This is a genomic window from Bartonella eidoli (genome assembly GCF_036576145.1).
Classification (GTDB): Bacteria; Pseudomonadota; Alphaproteobacteria; order Rhizobiales; family Rhizobiaceae; genus Bartonella.
On the sequence record NZ_JBAFWX010000003.1, the window covers coordinates 92,999 to 116,072 of the forward strand.

Sequence of the window (23,074 nt, forward strand, 5' to 3'; positions counted from 1 at the left end):
AATCATCGCAAAATAATATACGGCAATTATTAAAATAAGAACACAAAGCCCCTACCGAAAACAGAAACCGCTCTCGTTACAGCGCTATATAGAACCCTTTTGCGCAAAGAGTCAACAGATTTTTCAACGCAAAAACAAAAATAATAATATTTCTTTTGAATTGCAACTAAAAGTATTAAAACGTCAAAAAAATTCTCATAAAAAGAGAGTACATATTTCTTGAACAACCATTGCACAAATAACTTCTACACTTTATGATTTTCCATGGAATAAAATTACTTTTTAATGAAAAATTAAAGCGCCTTTTAGAAAAAGTTACCAAATTCTTGTAGAAACACTTTAAGCTATGTTAGCTTTTTATATCTAATATTCTATAAAGTATTTAGTATTATAAGTAGGGTAAAATGAAAATCCATGTGGGATAACCAATATCATAAGAATGATGATCTCGAGCAAGACCCTGCTCTTCTAGTAAAACGCTTTTATCCTGCTCGTCGGCAAGTATCTGTTCGTTGGTTAACAGGAACGATTCTTACTGGGATTACCTCCTGCATTCTTATGGGTATCGCGCTCTTTGCTGCTTTAGATGAACAACAACGAATCGTAACACCTCCGCAATGGTTTACTTTGGACAGCTTTTTAAAAAAACAAAATCCTGAAGCAAATGGATATAAGGGAGATCGTATCTCTCCTACACGTGCACGACAAAGTTTTGATAGTAAACGCCAATTTGAATTATCAATTTTACAAAAAAAAGGTAACAAAAAAGTCATTCAAACTCAAAGTTTCCAATGGATCCGTATGGCATTAGCTGAAGAGCGTACACATCATTACACCTATCCTAAATTCAATTCATTAAGCATTATGGCCAATGATCCAAAAAATAATAATGCCATCCCAACACAAGGTTCTGGACAAATTTATGGAGAAAAAATAGAAACAAAAGTAACCCTTAGCAGTCATGACTTTATTATTGATCAAATAGAGTTTGATGGTTCAGATAACTTTACTTCCGATGAAGCGCAACAAGAGTTACAAAAAGCTGGATTTTCTTTAGATAAAACAAATGAACATCTCTCAATTCTAACGCTGATAGATCCACTAAAATTAGATGATTTATCCTCTGCCCCCCGATTTACCGATGCCCCAGAAGTGAGAATCATCCAAGAAAATGTAACCGTTTCTCCTAAAAATCACCGCATTGATCTCACCAAAAACTACGCTGAAGATATCATTCCTATTCCTAAAAAACAAAAAATAATTGATGCTCTTAAAAAAAATGGATACGCACAAGAACAAATTGAACAAATTGCAAAAACTTTAACCATATTGAATCATTCCGATACGCTTAAAGCAAAAAACCTTTTACGAATCGGGGTCGTTACACAACCAGGAGAAGAAGATCATATCGTTAGAGCAAGTATCTATAAAGGAATGCACCATGTTCTTACCATTGCTCTGAATGATAAAAATCAATTTATTGAAAGTGCAGAGCCAGAAATGTCACATGCACTTAAAACTACTTTGCAAAATGGTATCCCTCATATCAATACGGAACAATTGCCAACAGCTTATGACGCTATCTATAGTGCTATGCTTAGTCATAATCTTTCAAAATCCCTTTCTCAACATATCATCCATTTGCTCGCAACTAATATTGATATGAAAAGCCGCATAACACCAACAGACCAGCTTGAAATATTTTATGCTATACCACAACAAAACGAAATAAATACTAAAGAAACAAAAAATGGTAAAAGTAATCTGAGCATAAAAAACTCTGCGACAAACATAGATCCAGAAATTCGCTACATTAGTGCGACATTCGGGAATACAACTTATAAATACTATCGTTATCAATCAAGAGACGGCAGCATCGACTATTACGACTCAGATGGAAAGAGCTCAAAACCCTTTTTGATTCGAAACCCCCTACCAAATGGTGTTTTTGGTTCTCCCTTTGGATCACGTAAACATCCTATTTTAGGATATGTGCGAATGCATACAGGTGTTGATTGGGTTGCTCCAAAAGGATCACCAATTATTGCTGTAGGAGATGGTGTTATAAAAAGAATGGGCGTATTAGGTGGCTATGGAAACCATACAGAAATTCAGCATTCTAATGGATATATTAGCAGTTATTCACACCAAAGCCGTTATGCAGCAGGGCTTAAACCAGGAGACAAAGTAAAACAAGGGCAAATTATTGGATATGTTGGATCAACAGGTATGGCAACTGGTCCCCATTGTCATTTTGAAATCATTGTGAATGGTCAAAAGGTAGATCCAATGCGCATCCGCTTACCCGATAGTAAATCTCTCACCAACCAAGATTTACAAGCATTTCTAAAAGAAAGAGATAAAATTGATTCTTTAATAAACAGTCCGATAACATCACAGCAAGATGTTTCTTAAACTACCGAAACTACAAAAATAGTATCCTCTCATTTTAAAAGATAAATAATAAAAAATTTGATACGATAAAATAAGAAAAAAAACCTTCTATCTTCTTTCTCTATTCTGTACAAACTATAAAAACAAAAACCAAATCATTATTGGTTTCGTGTTATCTTTGTCTTAAAAAGCTATTTGATCAATAATGAAGACCCTCCCCCCTCATCCAGCCTATTCTCTCAGGAAAAAAGTCTCAAAAACAGAATGACACAACAAAGAAAAAAGCATATTGCCAATATTACATAGAAGACAGCATAAACATTAGCAACAAAAGGGATAAATTCTATCTTTACAATCGTCAAGATAAATGATTTTCAGTCTTCCAGCATTGTATCCTAGAGATAAAACGCAAAACATGAACATCTTCAAAAATTCATGAATTTTATAAGCTGTTATCAACTCAATGCTGTCACTCAAGTGATAAACCTATGAAGATAGAGCAATAATCGTTCCTATTTAAACCAAATTCTCATTTCCCATTTTAGATATATCTTTTTTCTTGATAGAAGATAGTTTAAATTATTCATGAGGTTATAGAAATTTTATCATATTCATCTTTTTATACAGCTAATAAAAACAAAACACCTTGTATGCTCTTTATTTAAAAATTTTTAGAATTGTCTGAAAAAAATTTTCAAGCGCACTCATATAAAAGAAAACGAGTCACATTAAAAATTTCCATGATGCTATTCATGGCTTCCATTGCTTAAAAATTCCATTTTATGTTCAACACATATTATAACAGTTATACATATTAATATTTCAACATCACTTTTTCTGAAATTAGATGGTTTTCATTCTGATTTCTGATCAGAAAATAAGACAATATTTCTGAATACGCTTGTGTTCAACAGCCAAAGACTTTTCTCCCCGAAGAGTACTTCTATCTGTTTATAAAAAATTATTCATTTTAAAGTGCATAGAACTAATAGAAAAACAGAATAATCTTTTTTTTCTGTCGCTTAAATGTCAATCTCTATATTTTTTTCTGCTGTAACATTTATAAAACCCTTTCTATATTTTCGTCAAAAGAAAAGATTTTGAGAACTTTAAACAAATAGCAGTCACTTATTTTCATCATTCAGACTTAGTTTTGGCAAAGGAATCATGACCTTTGTTCCACCTAACGTCGAAGTTTCAAACAGTGGTTTTTCTCCAAACTGCATACAAAGCTGTTCTATAACCAAGCGACCGAGCCCTGTTTTTTTCTTTGAGGTTTGTCCGCTCATCCCAACACCATCATCTTCCACAACCAACATCATTTTCCCATTTTGTTGTGGCCCAAATGAAATATAAATATTCCCAGAGCGCTGATCAGGGAAGGCATGCTTTAATGAATTTGTCAACAATTCCCCAAGAATGATCCCGAGAGTTGTAGCATCCCTAGAAGATAATCGACAATCTTTGAATGAAGTGTGAATATTTATGTTTTCACGCAATTCAAAAGGCACAGCCAATTCAACATCATGAACAACCGAACTGAGAAACTCAGCCAATGAAGTTGTCTCCATATCATCGCCCAATCGTAAACGACGATGCGCTGCAGATATTGTCTGAATACGATCGCGAGCAGCCCCAAGAACAGACCGCACTTCTTCATTTGTGCTACGATTGAGCTGTAACCCAAGAAGAGAAGATACGGTCCCAAGAGAATTCCCAATACGATGGCTCGCATCCTGCAACAACATTTCAACACGTTGTCGTTCCTTTTCAGCGTGATTACGCGCACTTTCCAATTCCTGTGTTCGCTCTTTCACGCGCGCTTCAAGAGCAGCATTTTCACTATGAAGAAGTAATTGATATAATTTTAAGGAGCGCACATCACGATGGAAGCGATTAATAACAAAATAAGCAGAAATAAAAGTACTCACCACAGACACAATTGCTGCCAATGTCAAAGCAGCACGCATCATTGCTATCTCCTCTCGTTGTTTTTGCCGCACGACATCATCCCCATTAATAAAACTTGTCATCAATTTTGATAAATGTGCCATTTGAATTTTTGGCATTTCAGGCAAAGGAGATAAGGATTGATCAGACTGCTCTTCAATAGAAAGCATATGGGCATTCATAATAGCTTTACGTGCTTCGACTTCTTTTTTAAAATCGGTAAACCATTCATACCATTGAGGATGTGCATAAACAATGAGTGCAGCATACTCTAAAATATCATTCAAACTACGCACTGTATTTTCAAAACGTGCTTTATCTTCCAAACTACGGGTTCTTGTATATCTTCTATCGGCGACAGCCATATCGATTAAACTAATAAGCACCAAATCAGCCTGTTCTCGTAATTCTGAACTTGTATTTAATCGTGCCACTTCCCGATCAACAGCATTTGAAAGCAAAATAATAAAAGATGATGCCAAAAAAGCCATAACAAGAGAAACAATAATCGCCGCCCACCGCCAACGTGATATTGTTGAAACAGGAGTAGATATTTTAGGAAACAAATTCGTCTTTGCTATCATATAATTTCCATCGGCGAACCTGAAAATTGTCATTTTTCAGCACAAAGGAGAAATTGCCTTATGGATCATAGCAGAATATCTGATAAATAATTTTATACAGACTTTTCTCATTTTTCCCAAGAATACAAGCAAAAGCTCTGAATTTTCTCAGAATTTTGACTTTACCTTAAACGCTATCAAGAAAATAAAGAAACAAAGCTACTAACCATAATTATTGTTTACGCTTTTTAGCCTCGAAATGAACACAATGTAGTTCCAGCTGAATAAGCATCAGGTCCATAATCGGATTCACCATTTACTTTGAGGAGCTCCTGCAACCGATTACGTGCTCTGCTTACACGACTTTTGATTGTTCCAACTGCACAGCCACAAATCGCGGCAGCATCTTCATAAGAAAAACCCGATGCACCAATGAGAATAATGGCCTCTCTTTGATCATTAGATAACCTCTTTAAAGCCTTTTGAAAGTCCTGAAAATCCAGGGACCCATATTGAGCAGGATGAATAGCTACATTTTGTGTAAACACACCATCACTGTCTTGCACCTCTCTACCCTTTTTACGCAATTGACTGTAATACTCATTCCGTAAAATAGTAAAAAGCCACGCTTTGAGATTTGTTCCCATTTCAAAACTGTCCTGCTTAGCCCACGCCTTCATAATGGTATCTTGAACCAAGTCTTCAGCTTTATCGTGTTTACCGCTTAAAGAAACAGCAAAAGCTCTTAATGTTGGTAAAATCAAAAGTAACTCCTGTTTAAAATCTGGCACGCCTTTTGTCATGAAAAATCAAACCTTTTTTACATTTCTTAAGCTCAATTTCTCTGCCTGATCCAATCTCTCCAAAAGTTCTAATAGACGTACAGGCAATGCTTCTTCCTGAATTTCCATGTAAAACTGACGTAATTTACGTGCTATTTCGCTATTGACCCCGAGAATATCATCTCCAAACGAAAAGTGATTGGTGATATTTTTTCCATCACGGTCGTTCATTTTTCATCCCCCTAGTCCATATATATATTTAAAGTAGAATTTAAAAGAGTTTTTTCTCCTAATAGTTGAAAATATAATTTTATATGCATAAAGTTCCATATGAGGAGAGGAACTTTTTTCTCTGTTGGAACTTTTACTCAACACAGTGCGTTAAAAATCAAAGGAGTTATTCAGTATGTCATTATCAACACGTATCGCACCACACCTTCCCTATCTCCGACGTTTTGCCCGTTCTGTTACAGGCAGCCAAACATCTGGTGACGCTTATGTATCTGCGATGCTAGAAGCCCTGATTGCTGACATTTCTATTTTTCCCAAAACATCGAGCGACCGTATTGGGACCTATTGGCTATTCTGCCATCTTTTTGATCAGACTACGCCCAATATTCCTGACCAACTCCCACAATTGTGTACTGAACAAAAAACGAGTGCAAAATTATCATATCTCACACCACGCGCACGCCAAGCCTTTTTATTAATTGCAGTTGAAGGGTTCAATGAGCGAGAAGCCAGAGAAATCATGCACATTGACGCAAAAGAGTTTCGCAAACTCCTTAATCAAGCATCAACCGATATTTCTGAACAAATTGCCACACAGATTATGATTATTGAAGACGAGCCTCTCATTGCAATGGATATTGAACAAGTGGTCAAAAGCCTCGGGCACCAAGTTGTAGGCATTGCACGCACCCGTGATGAAGCTGTCCTAATGCATCATCAGAAAAAACCGCGCATGATTTTGGCTGATATCCAGTTGGCTGATAACACCTCTGGCATTGATGCAGTCAATGACATTTTAAAGAATGACTCTATCCCAGTGATTTTTATCACTGCTTTTCCGGAAAGATTACTAACGGGCGAGCGTCCAGAACCAACCTTTTTAGTAACAAAACCCTTTAATCCTGATATGGTTAAGGCACTGATATCACAGGCTTTATTTTTTCAAAAGAGCGCCTCCAAAGCCGCTTAATAAGATAACATTTGTGTATGATTGTTACCCCTGTTCCAAAGCCACCGATCGATAAATCACACCTTAGCGCCTTAATGCAAGCAATTCGAGGCGCTGATATTTGTGTTTTATATCAGACAACGAACCTTGTTTACTTATGGGCTGAAAACCTACCCAAGCATTTGCATAACAAATGGCGTGTTGGATGTCGTGATAGTGATTTTTTTTCGCTTGATCTTGCCGATAATATGGAAACAATCAAATTGCAAGTTTTGGCCAGTGGAGAAATGCAAACTATTGAAGCACGATTTGAAGATACAGCAAAACAAGCTATTTGGTATAAATTTTCTGTTGATTGTCATCGCAATGATAGCGGAGAAATTATCGGCATCATCACCACTGGCGTTGATATTTCAGGATTACGCCGACGCGAACAAGTTCTAAAAATATTACTCAAAGAAGTTAGCCATCGTTCTAAAAATCTTTTAGCGATTATACAAAGTATTGCGAGCCAAACTGCACACTATACCGAATCGCTTCAAATTTTTTTACGAAAATTTCGAGGCCGTATTCATTCTCTTTCCCATTCCCAAGATTTGATTACTGATTCTGATTGGCGCGGTGCTCAATTTCGTGAATTAGTTCATTCACAGGCTCTTGGTTATTTGATGAAAAAAACGGAACGCTTTTCTATTGAAGGTGTAGACCCCTATCTTTTTCCGAATGCAGCTTTACACATTGGTTTAGCTTTTCATGAACTGATTGTTAATTCTTTCTCTTTTGGTGCCTTATCACAAGAAAAAGGCAGCGTATGTATACGCTGTGAAATCCAAACTACCATGGATAAAAAAACACAGCTTCTCATCACTTGGAATGAAAGCTTTGAATCGCAGCCCCTTCTTTCTGCTAATCATCAAGGCTGTTTTGGCAGTGCCGTTTTAGAAAAAATTGTCCCTGTTTCTGTCAATGGTTCAGCTTCTTTAAAATTGACAGAGGAAGGGATTGTTTATTGCTTATATGTTCCTGATACTTATTTTGATAGTTTCTCTTGAAAACAGCAACTCTTTTGTGCAGCACTCTATATTTATTTTCTGCTTACTCAGACCACATTTTCCAGAGACTTTAATAACAACTTTTTCAAAATTTTTTAATTGTCACCCATAAAGAATTCTCTTTGTCCCATCATCTTACTTTGACCAAATTCATGAGAGCCTCACTCATTTTGGAACAAAAAATCTTTAAGAACGTTTCATAATGGACCACTCACCCTCTGTACCAATGACGGTATAGTACTCTGTTTAACCTCTCATCTAGAAAATACGTCATGAGTTCGCTTTTTTACGTCTTATTGCTTGTTTTATGTACGGATGATTTTAGTCGCTGTTATTCTCATAATAGGATGGTTAAAACCTACTCAACAGCGCAAGCGTGCGAGCAAGCTCTTATACCCTCTATCCAACAATTTATGCCTTTTGGTGAACAAATTTTCGCCCAATGTACAAGCGTCCACAGGAATTTGGATCAACCAGAGATAGAGCTCACCTGGTTCATTACAAATCAAGGCAATTTACTGCTTAAAGGTCATACCACCGACGATACTATGAATATAGACCATCGAACAGATATTTTTAACGCCTCCTTACCTCGTTTGGATAAGCTTTCTCCATAGAATTCTTGCACAAAAATGATTTAAAGCATACAACTGCTCCATTCTGAACGAGATTAACCAAGAGTGTGGCATGAAAAACGACGTACATCCCCCTATTCCGCAAAACCATAATCCAGGAAAAAGTGCCCCGGTCTTAGATCATCCTTTAGATCCTGCAGTAGAGCATGTAAGAAAAAAGCTTATGCGCTTAATGATTATTTCTATATCAGTCACGCTTCTTCTTATTCTCGCTGTACTCTTTGGCGTTATATATAAAATTGTTTCAACACAATCAGACTCAAAACAAAGCAACTTCTCTTCTCCTCATAGCAAAAGCAACGAGATTGTGCAGCACACAGTGCTTTTACCAAAAAATACGAAGATTTTATCGCAAAGCCTCTCAGAACAAAATATCGTACTCACCCTTCTCACACCAGAAGGGCAAACAAAATTTATGATCTATAATTATTATACAGGCAAACTCATCGCAGTTTTTTCAGTTGAAACAACAGAATGAAGAATGCTTACCTCTTTTTCTCAAGAATCAAGAGTTTCTTCTTCTCAACATCGATTTATGAACGCTTTAATATTTCTTTTTAAATATTACCCTCTGCTGAAGATGTCGCTACCCTCCTCCGCCTTGGTTTTCTTTGGACTTCTTCACTTACAAGAGGTATAGAAGCGATTTTTTCTGCTTGATTATCTCCATTTTCAGCAATCTCTTGTGTTTTCTGCTCAAGCCCCATAGCCTGCTCTTCTCGACTTCTTGCAACCCGTCGACGTGAAGTACGGCGTGTTTTTTTGACGATTTCAGCATTCTCTTGTTGATCACACTTTTCTTCTAAATTTTCTTCACCTGTTAAAGCCCCAGGATCCAATGCATCCCCATCATGCCCATTTTTGACTTTTATTTTCTGCCCATTATCATTGCTACTGCTATTTTTTTTCTGCTGAGCAGATTTTTCATAGCTTACATCATCCCTTTTTTCGGCTTCAGCGTTTACTTCTTCACACTCTCTCTCACTATTTTCATCACGTCGATTAGAATGAGACATTTGTGCAGCTGCTGCTAGAATGATCCGCAAATAATGCTCAGCGTGTTGTAAATAATTCTCAGACATAATGCGATCACCACTACCCTGAGCATCACGAGCAAGACTTATATATTTATCGGCAATCTGCTGAGCATTTCCGCGAATCTTAACATCTGGACCGCTGCTTTCGTAATTACGAGATAACGGGTTAGGACCACGACGATTGTTGTTGTTCCCATTATTGTTATTATTGCGACCGCGCACCCGTCTATTTTGTTGTGGCCTCATATTCATCCCTTTTGGAGTGTATGTTTTACTTAACTCTTTTTTATCAATTAACTATTTATTTACCGCATTATTTTTCTAATGCTGATAATGTTAAAAATACGGTCCTCAAAGCTATCCGTGTTTTATTTTGTAATAATATCTACTGATATCTGATAGAAGCATATATTTTTTGAAAATCACAAAACAGCTGGGAAATTTAATCCCGAAATTCTCTGTTTCTCTCTTAAGAAGAAACCTAGTGATGTTCACGTAAAATGCCAAGTGTTTTTTTTAAAATAGGGTAAATTTCATCAAAAAAATTATTATCTTGTGGAAAAACAACAAAAAAATGAAAACATACAACAGAACCCTGGTCAGAAAACAGATTAACATCCTCTGCCACGTAGAAACTGATGCCCTTTATTTAGCTATAAAACCACCGCTCCTAAACAACAACGATCTTCTCCGTTTGTTCGCGCATTTAGCTTGTAAACGCTTACGCCCCCCACAAATTACAAAACAAATATACTCACTGTGTTAACATAGCCTCTTTTCTGCAGTAAAGCAACCCTCGTTGTGGGGAACTCCTTCAACCACGAAACTACACAACAACTTCACTTTTCTAGGTAAGCGAACCTCTTTCATTGTTCAAGTATTATTCTCTTACTCCGATACGATTTTTGTAAAAATCGACAAATTAGACACACTTTTTCACTTTATTTCTTATAAAAGCACTACAATTTTTTTTAAAAAAGACCGCATAAAACCGCCTCTTCCTTTTACAAGATAAGAATGAAGAAACAAAACAAACTTTATTTTATCCTATTTTTTTGTAACGAAAAAACTTTTATTAGATCCTCTTCAATTTATTGAAAAATTCATTAGGAACTGAAAGAATTTTTGCTTTTTTGAATTTATTTTTTACAAAAATCAATAATAATCGGCCTAAAAATTCAAATATTTTTTTTGGGACTATTTAAGAACAATTTTTTGCATCTTTTTGAAGCAATCACGCGTATAAATTTAACATTTTTCTTTAAAATGACTACACTACATTTTTTTAAACCGATATCGACTCACCTATTTTCTATAACAATATATAGCAACTCTGCCTGAGCATAACAGCCCACATCTCCAATAAGACTCAAGGAGATATGGGTTATTGGATCAAAACACGAATCAAGTAGAGATGGACTACTATCATCCCGTTCAACACTATTTTTTATCGTTTCATAATTTATCGTTCCTGCCAACCAACATCCTCACTATTTTTCTAAGCTTCAGGTTTAGCAACCCCCTATTTTTTGCAATCATTTCTTTTTCATTTTTCTTGAAGTACGCAAACTCAAATTTTTATTGTTTTAAAAGAAATATAAATATCTCTATCACTGCTCTTCGCCAATATATTTAAGCTTAGAAAGCTTTTTTCCTTTCTAAGTCAGACATTTTAAATTTATTCTGGATCTATTGTAGCATAATAACAATAAACTACGCACCCATTAAAAAATGTTGAAATACCCAAAGCAGCAGTGTTTTTTTATTATTTCTTTTGTAGAAGTAATAATAAAGGCAACAACAGTCTTTTCCCCAACAAAACCAAACTTTAATTGATGCATTTTGGCTCATCAATATTCACACAGGCTTTAATGGATTTTTTTGAACAGTCTGTTCAAAGATCAATTGAAGGGACTTTTCTGACCAGCTTAATTTCCATCAAGACATTTAAAAGTCTCTGCCCTTTTCTTTTTCCTAAGAGGATTTGTACTATCCTTTTACAAAAGCATAGTCCTTTTTTCTTTATTGGCTCATCTAATGAAGTTTTTACTTTTATCAATACTTGATATATCTTTAAGCAATAAGAAAGAGAGCACATTATCAAAAAATCGTCATCACCTTTTTAAATATGGCACAACATTAAATATTTTGTGTTACCATCATTTTTTGATCTATCAGCGTTTGACCTCCCATTAATCATCTCATATTATTTTAAAAGTAATTACGCATTTCCAGTCCTTTATTATTTTTTTCATTCATAAAACAATCTCGTAATAGGAAATAGCTTCCATCACCTGGACGCACCATTTTGACACATTTTTCTTTTGAATGATCGGAAAGATTACTCCACATATCACGTATTACAAAATAAGCATTTCTTTCCAAATTAGCACAACGATAATACACCTCTTTTTTTACATCTGGTAGAACTGAAGCAGCAATTTCTTTACAATAAACACGCAAATCAAATGTAGGAATATCCAAAGCCGTCGTGTTTTTTTGTACTATTTCTTTTGTAGAAAAAAAATAATCGGCAGTTTCTTTCATTACAAAACCACACAATAGAACACAAAGAAAGATCACACCAACGCGAGAGATTATATTATAAATTTTTTTTCGGTATAGCCTCCTCATTGCATCAATTCTTCTTTCCATAAAAACCACACCCTCTAGCCTAAGTTAAAAGTCACCCTTCTAACCAGCAATGATCACAGACCAATCACGCCCTCTAAAAATGTATTGTGAATGAATAACGTTTTCAGGTTTTTTATATAAGAAACTTATTTTTTTAAAAAAGAGATATCTTTTTTGCTTTTTGCAAACTATCTATATCATCGAATTTTTTATTTCCTTTTTCACTTGAAATTATTACAGAAGAATTTTTATAAAAGATTGCATAAGATTTATCATACAACACTGTTGATGTAAAATCATCATAGAGAGAATGTACCATTTATCTTTTTGTAAAATTCTTCTTAAAAATGAACTTTCCTATTTTTTACCTCTCTCGCATACAGACTTTCAACTTCAAAGAAATGCATTGATATTCCAAGTATTACAATAAAAAAATGTCAATAACGGATGCAATTTTTTTTATTTTTATGTCCCCCAACATTTCTGTTTTTTCCCGAAACGATCTGTAGCTAATATCCACCGTGATAATAAAGGCTCTGTCTTCACTAAAGCAGCTGGTTTATTAATGACGGGAGGTTTTGTCCATCCCATGCACGACAGAGGCGCATTCGTCTGGCATGCCCCCAAGAGCAAGACAAACATTAAAGGGAGAAAGTGCAAGAATTTCATCATTGATTTTTTCGCGATTTTGAAAAGCGGACACAGCTTGAATTAACGCTTTATTTTTCTGAACAAACCGCCCATAAAAAAAGCTGCTCAACGCAACAACAATAATTAAAGTTATCATGACCATGGCACGAGACAAAAATTTCTCCATTTTACTCTCTCATTCGATAAATAGTCACACCAATACCAGCGACAGCAGCCAAAACCATAATAACAGCCAAAGCCCATTGTATAGGCCCCTGCCCAGTCATAATTCCTGTTATTCCTGAAAATGAACCAATAATTGGAGCTAAGACTTCAAATTCTGCGAACGGGTTTTTAGGCTCTTCTACTTCTTGATAATTAGGAGAAACATAAGCACCTTTTGTCCATAGCCCTGCTTCAGCGGCCCTTCGATACACGAGTCCCTGTAAACGTTTTCCTCCAGCTTTAGTCCATCTTTGCAACTCAGCTGGCACAGCCTCATAATCACCTGCATTTATTTTTTTTAACAAAGTTGAACTGCAAAAAGCTTCAATTCCTACATTATAACAAAATGAGACAAGAGCAGCAAACTGCTCATTTGTTAAGAATTGCTTCACCATGTGTTCGACAGTTTTTTCAAATTGTGCTAGATCTCTTTGTAATAAAGCTTCTGCTTGACTTTTAGTAATCTGCATTCCTTCTTGGACGAAAGGTTTACCCGCTTGAGCAGTATGACCATAACCAATTGTCCACACCCCAACCGCATCTTTATAAGCATGCAAACGAAGCCCTTCCCATTGTTTTATAAGAGCAAGCCCCTCTTTTGAGATTTTTCGCATTTTTAGAACTCCTCGGACGACTTATTAGATACAAAATAAATTAGGGGACGAATTGAAATAATTTTTTTCACCTCCACAAGCTATTTATTGCAACTTTATTTTTTTATCCTTCTCCTATTTTTTTTTTGATATTTTCGAAATCTTGAAGAAGAATTTTAAATTTCTGTTCTAAATCATCCAACTTTTGGACAATTTTTTTTGCATTAGCGCTGTATTTTTTATCAAAATTGTTCATGTTTTGACGCATTTGATTTAACAATGCATTCAAAGGGACATGCCCAATTTTTCCATTCACATGAAGAACCACACGAATACGTTCAGGATCATCAATTTCAGCAATAGAAAATGGAAAGAGTAGCATTTTATCACCTCGTATTTATTGATTCATGAATTGACAAACGGCATTGGCTTAGTTGATTTAATTTCACTTTTTTGTGATATATTTTTATGTATACGCCTTAAGAAAAATCATCTATTTTTGTATGAAGCAAGAAAGCCATTCTTGGCAGAACTCTCAATGTTCTCATTTTTTATGATTGCTCATGGCTGTCAGAATTTTTCTGTTAAAGGAATTGGATCAATCATTGAATTATTTTTTCTGATATATTCACGATCACTGTCATTTTTCAACGTAGGCACAATTGCATATTTTTACAACTAAAAGGACTTAAAGCATTTCATTTCAAAATTCTGTTTTGGCTTTTTCTGTTCGCTCTATACATCCAACCATTGAGACAAGATATTTTTATTATTTCATATGGTTTTGATATCAAACGAATGCTTTAAACATATTTCTTCCCACCCTCTCCACATTGCATGTGATTAGAAAAGATATTTTTTACTCTTCTACCTATTCCTTTTTTAAATTGGTTCAGATAAGTTTTTTACTTCCCGACCTCTCGCCTTTATTACTGTCTTTGATTTCTTTTCATTTAGCCTACAAAAGCTGTTCGACGCCTAAATCTCCATAATATAGTTTTCTTTTATATTGATCTCTTCTATTTTTTCTGTTTCAACTTTTATAAGCTTTGATTTTCTAATTTAGCGAGCAAGCTCCCAAAAGCTTATTTTTATTTCTCTCTCTTTTTTGGTCATTTTTCACTTTATTATGGATTTTTATTTTTTGATCAATTTTCATAGTTTTTTTATTGATCTTTCTGTTATTTTCACATGCCGCACCCCGTTTTTTTTACCGGCCAGGTATGCTTATCAACTCATCTCACCTCATCTATCCTTTTTTTCTGAAACGAGAGTGTATAAACAGAGAGTGCAAAAAGGAAATGATTTTATTTTTATTGGCTTTCACTTTTTTCATCTTAAACCCAATTTTACTATAATCGACATAGAATAATTTTGTTTTTTGATCCATATAAACGGCGTCAGGATTTAAACGTCGCACCTCTTGAGCAAGAACACCACAATAGCGCTGAGAGTTTCCCTTATAATTAAATGTATAAACTGGATAGCCCTTTTTTTTCCCTACTGGGACAATATTTTCTTTCACTCTCACATCAGAAAGTCCAAAGACCCCGCCCACTAATCCAAGCAATCGTTGTATATCATTTAACGGATCACTTACGACTGATGGTTTTGTTATCGATTGACTTGACATTGTTCCATAATTTCCTGCAGCGTTTTTTCCTGTCTGCAACAACCGGTCTAACTGGTTCCATTCCTTATTATTTTCTTCTGTCCATTTTTGTTTTTCCGCCTCTAAGATATTTTGTTGCATTGTATCTTGAAGCATTCCTCCTTTCAAAGCATTTGCTTGAGCATTACTCTGTCCTTGCAAGTAAGCATTTGCAGCATTAACCTGATCACGCAATGAATTATCAATCATCTGATTAGCATTCATCATATTTTTTATATCCTGATTATACTGCTGAGCAGAAGCATTCGTTGCTAATGCCCCTAATTCATCGGTCAGCACCCCCGTATGAGCACCTGATCCATACCGTCCTGCTCCTGACATTGACTGATTAATGGCATCAGATGTTTTATTGAGTGCATTTTGCAATGCCAGATTAAATTTGTTATTGCTCCCAATCAAATTTCCATTTGCCATATCTAAGAGGTTTGTAGCACTTTTTGTTGGAGCACTAATTGTCCCCATGAGAGCTTGATTATTGTACTGATCAGCAGCTTTTTTTAAACCATCGATAGCATTTTGAGTTGTATTGCTTAAACCAGCCACGCGGTTTCCTTGGTAAACATTCCCACCTATACCTTTATTAAAAAGATCGAGTGCTTGATTACTTGCTGTTTTAAAGATATCCTCAGCCCATATAGGTGGAGCATTAGTTTGTGTTTTTGTTTGCATTTGAGGTGTTACTTTTTTTCTCATGGTTCTAGAACCTTTCTATAATGAATAAGATTAAGAGAATATCCATGATGAGCGATCCTTTTAGCCCATCCATATCTTCCGAATGCCACAATTTCTTTAGCGTTTATTTTCCGTGCCCATTCTTCTACGTCATCAATCAATTTGACCAAATTTACGCCTCCTTCTCCAGCAAGGTCCAAAATAACGACACGTTTTTTTCCTGTTCGTGTAACTTCAATTTTAGTGGTTACAAACGCACTAAATTTTTTTTTATTTTTTAATACGATCCATAATTGTGTTTGTCCTGTAGCGATTTCGTTAGCCATTGTTTCCAAACACACATCATCTGGAAAACGTTGAGCATATTTTTTCATAGCGTCATTAATTTCGCCTTTATAACGTTTTATTTTCTCCCATGACCATTTATCAGTACGATGGATAGAATAGAGATTTTGACTATTTTGTTTTTGTTTCATATTTTTTTGTCTTTTCTTTATTCTTTTTTTCAGCGATTTCTGTCCATAATTTTTGTTATTTTTCAGGTCTTTCGTCAGGCTTGATTTTGCCATGCACGTCTGGCAGCTTTCGTCAGGCCCGATTTTTCTATGAACTTCTTTCAGATGAAATCAGTTGACGCCTTCATGTATTTTCCCTTGCAATTGATATATTTTTTCAGCGATTTCTATCCAATAATTTTTGTTGATTTTAACGCATTCCAGCAGGCTCCATTTCCACATCAAATCCAGTCACGTGCGACCAATTGACGCCCTCAGGAATTCTCAATTTAAATCGATAGAACCGTGCTCTTACGCGGTAATGTATTTGTCCCGTATTGCGAGATGGCTGTTTTTCTGGAAGCCACACAATTTTTTCTTCCATAGCTTGTCGCAATCGTATCCCAACCGATAAATAAAGCTTTCCACTATTGACCTGAGGCATAATATTTTTCATCCTGGTAATCATCCCATTTGTTTGTCCCATTTCTTGAGAAGTCAGCACACAAGCCATAGGTTTCCCGGAGAATGATCCTAGCCTTCCTTTATAATCAAAAGCGCCAAGAACAGGAGCATCATTTTTCCATACTTTACTGTCGAGTGAGAAAGGCAAATCATCAATGCTCTCAGAGACCTGATCAAGTCCTTCTAAAGTTTTTCCAGATAAGAAGATGGGTAAAATAGTTTTCACCTTCAACAGAGCTTTTGTCCATTTTTGCAACCCCCAATCATAGATGAGCAAGACACATTTTTCTCTGTTATCATCCTTCTCTATGATCCAATAGACACGATTATAAACCCCATCGATAGCAGCGGAGAGAAATGGTATATTATCAATATCGTTTTTTGTACTTATAGTTCGATCTACTTTTTCGAATCCAATTGAAATAATTTGTCCATCATTATTGATCTGATAGAAACCACCTTCATCAGCAAAAAAAGAAAAGTTTCCTCGGCTGACGATAGAATCAGCATTTTTGACCCCTCGTTTATCGTGTATTTTTTGAAAGCTGAAAATAATCTTTGATCCCGGGACAAATGACCCTGCATAAATTGCCGATCGCATAAAGATAATAGGGTTTGTTGTTTCGGTTGATCCTTGTACATATCCACCATCAGGAAAGTCTTGATAATCGCAGCTTTTTTTTCCTACGGTCCAAAATTCAGCATCATTTAAACCAGACCAATGGACACGCCTTGGATACTCTGTTAGTTTCATCAAACAAACGAAATCTCCCCAAACCCGCACGATTCCTGCTCTTGGTGGATTACCTCCTAAATTTCGAAATTTTTGATCATATCCAATATCGATGACTTGAGGTTTATCATTTGCATTTACAGCAATGACATAATCTCCAAACAAAGCGAAAGACCAAGGAGCATCGACATTGGCCACATATGGCTTTCCATTTCTGCTAATGTCTTTCCATTTCATAGTTGTGTTATCGAGCAGATATATTTTTTTTTCTGTTCCGGCAATAATTGATACACCTAATTTTGTTTTGACAGCAAAAGCGGCTAAAATTTTGTCAGGGCAAGGAGCTGTGCTCGGTATAAAAGTTGGCATAGGGATATAAGATCCATTAGCAGGCAAAACATTAATGAGCTCATCAGTAAAGAGACTGTTAATATCAGCGACATCGGGTCGATAATCAGCAATTGGAAAAAAGGCCATTTAAAACCCCATTGGAATAATTATTGAGAGTCCTTTTTTTCGAGATGTTTCTGTTCTCAATAGTTTAAGCTGCTCTTGAAAATCATTAAAAGCAACGGCAGCATATTCAGGATCTTTTAGAATATTTTTATACAGTTCGTATTTTGCTCGTGCTTTTATGAAATCGAATGCATATATCATCCAGGGATCATCTTCGCGTATCATAATTTCGCTCTCGTAACTGTCGGAGTTACAATATACATTTACGGTTTCAGTTTTATTCGGGGTTGGAAAGATTCCAATTTTTTGGTTATCCCATGTATAAAATATTGGTTTTCCGACTTTTTCTTGTATTGGATATTGTTTTTCCAAGATTTCTAACGTTTTATAAATCAACGTTTTTTTTGTTTTATTATTTTTTTGTAAGAAGACATTTTTTATATCGTTTTTTGTAGGAATAAAGATTCCTTCTTTTTTTCCATACCATGTTTTTCCGTTTTTTGTTTCAAAGGTTATCTTTTTGTCTTGATTAAAGAATAATGGCTCTCGTTTACATAAGCGCAAAGCAGCGAAGATAGAATTTTCAATTTGTATGGAATATTCATCTGTAGTATCATCAATTTCATCTTGAATGAGCGCCACCATATGATCAAAAATCTTAGGATGTTTTGATTTTTCGGAATTTGTGGATGAAACGATCACGGTCATAAGGAATCATACTCCTTTTTTATTTTTTATATTTTGACTTTTCCTCCCAACAGATTATTTTGTTGGGAGAATTAGACTTTCCTTTTATCTTTTTTTAAGAAGGTTCTGCATAGGTTGAGATAACGATTGTCGCGAAATCTTGAGGTCCTTGCGTATTATCAGGGCTAGTAAATAGTGTTTTTTTGATTCCGAGAATAGTTGTTGCGCCAACGCCGAGCTCTCTTTCGTAATCAAACAACTCTTCGACTAATTTATATCTGGTGACGCCGCGATCTTTACCGAAAGCGATAATAGCACTTTGAGCTCCCAGTAGTACAGCCCTTCTCACTGTTTTGACCGGCTCTCTTCCATTATCCTCTTTATCATTGGCGTCAGCAACGCCATGCGTCACATGTTCAGCTTCTCGCAAGACAACACCATTATACATTCCAAGTGATCCATCAAAGATTGGATTTTTAGCACGGCTTCCATTATATATAGCCTTAGTTATGTCGAGCCACTGTCCTGCCTCTGTATTCGTTCGTAATTGTGTCACCTGAGTTGGATGCATATAGAGAACATATAGATTTTCTCCATCGACTCGCACTGGTCTAATTTTAGGATTTGCGAGCTTAGCGCGTTCGACGGCTTGATCGATCAACTTGAGAGAGAATCCATCACTTTCCTTCAAATCCTGATCTTTTGTTTTTTTATTCGGTCTCAAGATTCGTTTAGATGTTGGTTCAGTTGGGGCATTAAATCCGTAATGTACAGGTTGTATAAGAACATTTCTTCCTTCAAAGATCATTTCTTTTGCAGTATATCCACATACTTGTATAAAGAACATCATGCTTAAACGATCAGCATACCAATCCACCAATCCATTTTTAGCTTCTGTGCGCAAATTGTATAAGACCCGTTGTTGATCAATTGTTCCCTCATTTCTGATTCTCACCGCATGAGAGAGTTCATTAATCAGCAATCGATCATTTAGGAACTTTAGATATTCTTCACTTCCTTCCAGTTGTTGTTTTTCTGAAACTCCCTCTCCAACCAATTGAGCTCGCAAATTACAATTAATGGTATCGCCACTTGCTTTATTTGTTTCATCTTTCAACTGTATAATACTATTTGAATCTTCTCCAATCAATGAAGCAATAGATATTGCTTTTGAGACTTCTTGATTCAATAATTTAGACCATGCACAAACAACTAAAGGCTCATTGATTCCGATATTATCTTTTAACATTTTCCCCCCTTAATATTATTTTCATAAAAAAACCGGCGCATGACCGGTTATTTGATATCTCTTTTTTATACAGGCTAATTTTTATTTTTTATTTTATGTAAGAATTTTGTATATTTTTTTCCCCTTTATCTTTTTTCGCCACGCATTAAATTATTGAAAGCATTTTTATTTTTATGATCACTGACCCAATTACAAAATTCTTGCTCTGACATTTTGTTTATCATATCCAAAGAAATTGCTTCACTTGGAGCCAATCCGTTATAGGCAGCGAGTGTTCGTGCAGCATCATACTTTTTGTTGATATTTTTGTTGTTGTCGTTTTTTTGTTTTTGATATCCAATATTTTGAGCAATATTGTAAATGATTTCAGCAGGATTTTGATTTTTTTGTTCACATTGTTTTAACATTTGGTTTAATTCATTACCAATGATTGTATCGACGACTTTAGGATTCTCCATTTCTGGATATATAGAAGAGAAAGCAGCCAATTGCTTAGCACGCATATCATAAATGAAATCAGCGGCCTGATCAAAGTCATTGTATTTTTGTTTAATATCGCTGACAGCGGATTGATAGAAAGAGTATAATTTTTGTTCTTCGTTGCTGTTATTTTCTTTTTTTACGTCTTCTTGTTTTTGTCCTTCTTCAGCTAAAGATTTTGTATATTCCATGAAGTTTTTTTGTGGATGTTGTGTTGTATTTTTTTGTATTATTTTGTTTTGCTCATTTTTTATATTATCTTTTTGTTCTTGTGTATGATTATTATGAATTTCTGTTGCGTTGTTATTTTTTTCTATGTTTGTTAAGTATTCCTGCTCCATTTTTTTACCCCTCTTTTTTTCCAGAATAAGCAATACTTTTTACACTAAATGATTTTTTCTTTTCTGCTTTTTATTTAAAAAATTGCGTTGATGATTTTCTGTGCCTCATCCACATTTTTTTCGATCAAAGGATCATTTTTGTTTTCTTTTGTGATGTTTTGTTGTTGTGCTTTTATAACAATTTTATGAATAAGGGATGCAGGCAAAGGGGAATAATGCAATAGGTCGAGCATAATCTCTGGAGTTATGAAGCTCTGCATTAAAGGAAACAATTGCATAATAACAGAAAAGGTTCGTTCTTTTTCATTGAGACTTGTTGGTGCATCATCGACAACGATATCATATTCCAAACTAGTCATTGTTTCTCGTGTTAGAGGAACATATAGAGCATTTTCGTCTCCAGCGATACGCACCAACCTTCCATCGGAGAGATAATTTTGAATTAGATGTAATATAATTTTTCCTTGTCGTTGTCGATATCTTCGCAATCCATCAAAGAATGAAGCCAACAAATTGAGAGAAGATTGTCGTCGTTGTTCTTCGAGGACACCAGGTTGATTTACAGCTCTAGTTCCAACGAACTCCGAAGATAATCCAGTTACTTGAGTAATAGCTCCCTTTGCTTCATGAAACAATTGAAAAAATCCTTGTGGAAATTGTGCCATAGGTTTTGGCTGAATTCTTCCAGCTGCAACGGAACCACTTTTAAGCCAAGTAATGCTATCGGCTCTTGCCCAACTTTCCATAGCTTGTCGATCATCATCAAAAGCATCTCTTTCGGCCATAATTCCGCCTTTTGACTGACTATTTAGCAAATGCATGACTTGACTAAAGTATTTATTAGCCCACCGTTGAGGATCTTTTGTTGGTTTTACAATTCCATAGAATTGCCGAGTAAGCTTATCAAAATATCCTGTAATACACTCCCATCCCAATTGATTTTGAGGCACCAATGGTTGATCTGGTATTTCCAGTAATTTTCGTCCTAAGAAAGCGCGTTTAACAATTTTTTTAGTTAATCGTGATGCATTTATGAATGGGAATTCATTTTTTAATTTATTAAACTCTTTTTCAGAATAATCGATAGAAGTTCCATTTTTTTGATCAATAACCTTGTATACGACCTCTCTTTCGAACCACCTGCATTCTGCTAATGTTACCATTTTTGGCATGGTTTCAGTATCGTGCATATCCATATCGGGACTATATGGTATGTCATTTTCACTAGTTTTGTGATTGGCTGAAGTATTATATTTGACCCAATCGGCATTAAGATCGCTCCAATGTATATTTGGAAACATTTCCTGAGCGACTTCGATTGGTTTTTGATCGATATACCATATGCGCTGAGCATCGATCAAATTAGGCTTTATTGCACTTGCATCCCACACCATTTTCATTGGATCCAGCCTTACGATTACGGGTTTTCCCTGTGGATCGTCTTGAAAATCGAGCCTGGTATCGGTCCATCCCATTCCGCAAATTATCGTGTCTTGAAAAGCATCGGAATCTTCGTATTCACCATCAGCTTCATCACGAAACCATTCAGCAGCACCGGTTAGGATCTGATTAGCAAAAGCGGCTCCTTCTTGTCTTGGAATAAATTGTACTTTTCGTTTATTGTTTCTCTCAGTTCCGATGACAGCATTGACCAAAGGAGCAATACGATTAAAAGTCATGACCGGTCTATTTTGTTTTCTTAAGACGTCAATATCTTGGTCATTCCATTGTCGTCCATTATAGAAGTCGTAGTCTTCTTGAGCATTTTTTCTCCATTGATCGACATGTACAATATCATCATGATACCAATTGACCAATTTTTTAAAAAGAGCTTGTTGCTCGAGGTTTTCGATTTGATTGATAGAATCTTTATAATTATCCATTAGAAAGCCATCCACGAAGTTTAATCCTGTTGAGAATGCTGATAAAGCTTTTTTCTAGGTTTGCGATTAGGCTGTTCATAAGCCACACACATTAGAAAACCATCCACGAGGTTTGATCCTGTTGAGAATGCTGATAAAGCTTTTTCTAGGTTTGCGATTAGGCTGTTCATAAGCCACACACATTAGAAAACCATCCACGAGGTTTGATCCTGTTGAGAATGCTGATAAAGCTTTTTCTAGGTTTGCGATTAGGCTGTTCATAAGCCA

The 23,074-nt window shown here is 35.5% G+C and carries 23 protein-coding genes; 5 read left to right on the forward strand and 18 right to left on the reverse strand.

The window, feature by feature from the left end; all coding sequences use genetic code 11:
• Window positions 1-414: 414 nt before the first annotated feature.
• Window positions 415-2,415 carry a M23 family metallopeptidase gene (locus tag V5N68_RS02935; protein ID WP_332065695.1) on the forward strand — a complete coding sequence of 667 codons (2,001 nt, stop codon included), beginning with the start codon at window positions 415-417 and terminating at the stop codon, window positions 2,413-2,415.
• Between the two features lie 1,103 nt (window positions 2,416-3,518).
• Here the strand turns inward: V5N68_RS02935 and V5N68_RS02940 are convergent.
• The 3 genes from V5N68_RS02940 to V5N68_RS02950 all read right to left on the reverse strand — a co-directional run bounded on the left by V5N68_RS02940 (window position 3,519) and on the right by V5N68_RS02950 (window position 5,920).
• Window positions 3,519-4,928 carry a sensor histidine kinase gene (locus tag V5N68_RS02940; protein WP_332065696.1) on the reverse strand — a complete coding sequence of 470 codons (1,410 nt, stop codon included), beginning with the start codon at window positions 4,926-4,928 and terminating at the stop codon, window positions 3,519-3,521.
• Window positions 4,929-5,155: 227 nt separating this feature from the next.
• Window positions 5,156-5,710 carry an RNA polymerase sigma factor gene (locus tag V5N68_RS02945; protein ID WP_332065697.1) on the reverse strand — a complete coding sequence of 185 codons (555 nt, stop codon included), beginning with the start codon at window positions 5,708-5,710 and terminating at the stop codon, window positions 5,156-5,158.
• A 6-nt stretch (window positions 5,711-5,716) separates the two neighbouring features.
• Window positions 5,717-5,920, reverse strand: coding sequence for a NepR family anti-sigma factor (locus tag V5N68_RS02950; RefSeq protein ID WP_332065698.1), 204 nt, complete (start codon window positions 5,918-5,920; stop codon window positions 5,717-5,719).
• Between the two features lie 175 nt (window positions 5,921-6,095).
• Between V5N68_RS02950 and V5N68_RS02955 the strand changes: the two genes are divergently transcribed.
• The 4 genes from V5N68_RS02955 to V5N68_RS02970 all read left to right on the forward strand — a co-directional run bounded on the left by V5N68_RS02955 (window position 6,096) and on the right by V5N68_RS02970 (window position 9,034).
• The gene (locus V5N68_RS02955) at window positions 6,096-6,890 is read left to right on the forward strand and encodes a response regulator (protein WP_332065699.1); all 795 of its coding nucleotides are present in this window, start codon (window positions 6,096-6,098) and stop codon (window positions 6,888-6,890) included.
• A gap of 17 nt (window positions 6,891-6,907) precedes the next feature.
• Window positions 6,908-7,921, forward strand: a complete 1,014-nt coding sequence (locus V5N68_RS02960) for a PAS domain-containing HWE histidine kinase family protein (protein ID WP_332065700.1) — start codon at window positions 6,908-6,910, stop codon at window positions 7,919-7,921.
• Window positions 7,922-8,193: 272 nt separating this feature from the next.
• On the forward strand, window positions 8,194-8,538 hold the full coding sequence (locus V5N68_RS02965; RefSeq protein WP_332065701.1) for a hypothetical protein: 345 nt from the start codon (window positions 8,194-8,196) through the stop codon (window positions 8,536-8,538).
• Window positions 8,539-8,608: 70 nt separating this feature from the next.
• Window positions 8,609-9,034, forward strand: a complete 426-nt coding sequence (locus V5N68_RS02970) for a hypothetical protein (protein WP_332065702.1) — start codon at window positions 8,609-8,611, stop codon at window positions 9,032-9,034.
• A 79-nt stretch (window positions 9,035-9,113) separates the two neighbouring features.
• On the opposite strand, the gene V5N68_RS02975 is transcribed toward V5N68_RS02970, so the two are convergent.
• The 15 genes from V5N68_RS02975 to V5N68_RS03045 all read right to left on the reverse strand — a co-directional run bounded on the left by V5N68_RS02975 (window position 9,114) and on the right by V5N68_RS03045 (window position 22,977).
• Window positions 9,114-9,839 carry a DUF4167 domain-containing protein gene (locus V5N68_RS02975; RefSeq protein WP_332065703.1) on the reverse strand — a complete coding sequence of 242 codons (726 nt, stop codon included), beginning with the start codon at window positions 9,837-9,839 and terminating at the stop codon, window positions 9,114-9,116.
• A gap of 235 nt (window positions 9,840-10,074) precedes the next feature.
• Window positions 10,075-10,221, reverse strand: a complete 147-nt coding sequence (locus V5N68_RS02980; protein ID WP_332065704.1) for a hypothetical protein — start codon at window positions 10,219-10,221, stop codon at window positions 10,075-10,077.
• Window positions 10,222-10,894: 673 nt separating this feature from the next.
• Window positions 10,895-11,071, reverse strand: coding sequence for a hypothetical protein (locus tag V5N68_RS02985; protein WP_332065705.1), 177 nt, complete (start codon window positions 11,069-11,071; stop codon window positions 10,895-10,897).
• A 733-nt stretch (window positions 11,072-11,804) separates the two neighbouring features.
• Entirely contained in the window at window positions 11,805-12,248 is a 444-nt protein-coding gene (locus tag V5N68_RS02990; protein ID WP_332065706.1) for a hypothetical protein, read from the reverse strand.
• A 541-nt stretch (window positions 12,249-12,789) separates the two neighbouring features.
• On the reverse strand, window positions 12,790-13,032 hold the full coding sequence (locus V5N68_RS02995) for a hypothetical protein (protein ID WP_332065707.1): 243 nt from the start codon (window positions 13,030-13,032) through the stop codon (window positions 12,790-12,792).
• A gap of 13 nt (window positions 13,033-13,045) precedes the next feature.
• Complete coding sequence (gene bgtA / locus V5N68_RS03000; RefSeq protein WP_332065708.1) at window positions 13,046-13,696, reverse strand: gene transfer agent endolysin BgtA; 651 nt, start codon at window positions 13,694-13,696, stop codon at window positions 13,046-13,048.
• A gap of 103 nt (window positions 13,697-13,799) precedes the next feature.
• Window positions 13,800-14,057 (reverse strand): hypothetical protein, encoded by a 258-nt coding sequence (locus V5N68_RS03005; RefSeq protein ID WP_332065709.1) that lies wholly within the window; start codon window positions 14,055-14,057, stop codon window positions 13,800-13,802.
• An 867-nt stretch (window positions 14,058-14,924) separates the two neighbouring features.
• Window positions 14,925-16,040 carry a BaGTA-type gene transfer agent maturation protease BgtD gene (bgtD, locus tag V5N68_RS03010; protein ID WP_332065710.1) on the reverse strand — a complete coding sequence of 372 codons (1,116 nt, stop codon included), beginning with the start codon at window positions 16,038-16,040 and terminating at the stop codon, window positions 14,925-14,927.
• A complete protein-coding gene (locus tag V5N68_RS03015) occupies window positions 16,037-16,495 on the reverse strand; it encodes a hypothetical protein (RefSeq protein ID WP_332065711.1) in 459 nt (152 codons plus the stop codon). The genes bgtD and V5N68_RS03015 overlap by 4 nt, the downstream gene beginning before the upstream one ends.
• 229 nt (window positions 16,496-16,724) lie before the next feature.
• On the reverse strand, window positions 16,725-18,188 hold the full coding sequence (gene bgtE / locus V5N68_RS03020; protein WP_332065712.1) for a gene transfer agent protein BgtE: 1,464 nt from the start codon (window positions 18,186-18,188) through the stop codon (window positions 16,725-16,727).
• Complete coding sequence (locus V5N68_RS03025; protein ID WP_332065713.1) at window positions 18,189-18,875, reverse strand: hypothetical protein; 687 nt, start codon at window positions 18,873-18,875, stop codon at window positions 18,189-18,191.
• Window positions 18,876-18,969: 94 nt separating this feature from the next.
• The gene (bgtG, locus tag V5N68_RS03030) at window positions 18,970-20,103 is read right to left on the reverse strand and encodes a BaGTA-type gene transfer agent major capsid protein (RefSeq protein ID WP_332065714.1); all 1,134 of its coding nucleotides are present in this window, start codon (window positions 20,101-20,103) and stop codon (window positions 18,970-18,972) included.
• A gap of 125 nt (window positions 20,104-20,228) precedes the next feature.
• Complete coding sequence (locus V5N68_RS03035) at window positions 20,229-20,924, reverse strand: hypothetical protein (RefSeq protein ID WP_332065715.1); 696 nt, start codon at window positions 20,922-20,924, stop codon at window positions 20,229-20,231.
• Between the two features lie 74 nt (window positions 20,925-20,998).
• Window positions 20,999-22,807: a BaGTA-type gene transfer agent portal protein BgtI gene (gene bgtI, locus V5N68_RS03040; protein ID WP_332065716.1), complete on the reverse strand. Its 1,809-nt coding sequence runs from the start codon at window positions 22,805-22,807 to the stop codon at window positions 20,999-21,001.
• 20 nt (window positions 22,808-22,827) lie between these two features.
• Window positions 22,828-22,977 (reverse strand): hypothetical protein, encoded by a 150-nt coding sequence (locus V5N68_RS03045; RefSeq protein ID WP_332065717.1) that lies wholly within the window; start codon window positions 22,975-22,977, stop codon window positions 22,828-22,830.
• Window positions 22,978-23,074: the final 97 nt, after the last annotated feature.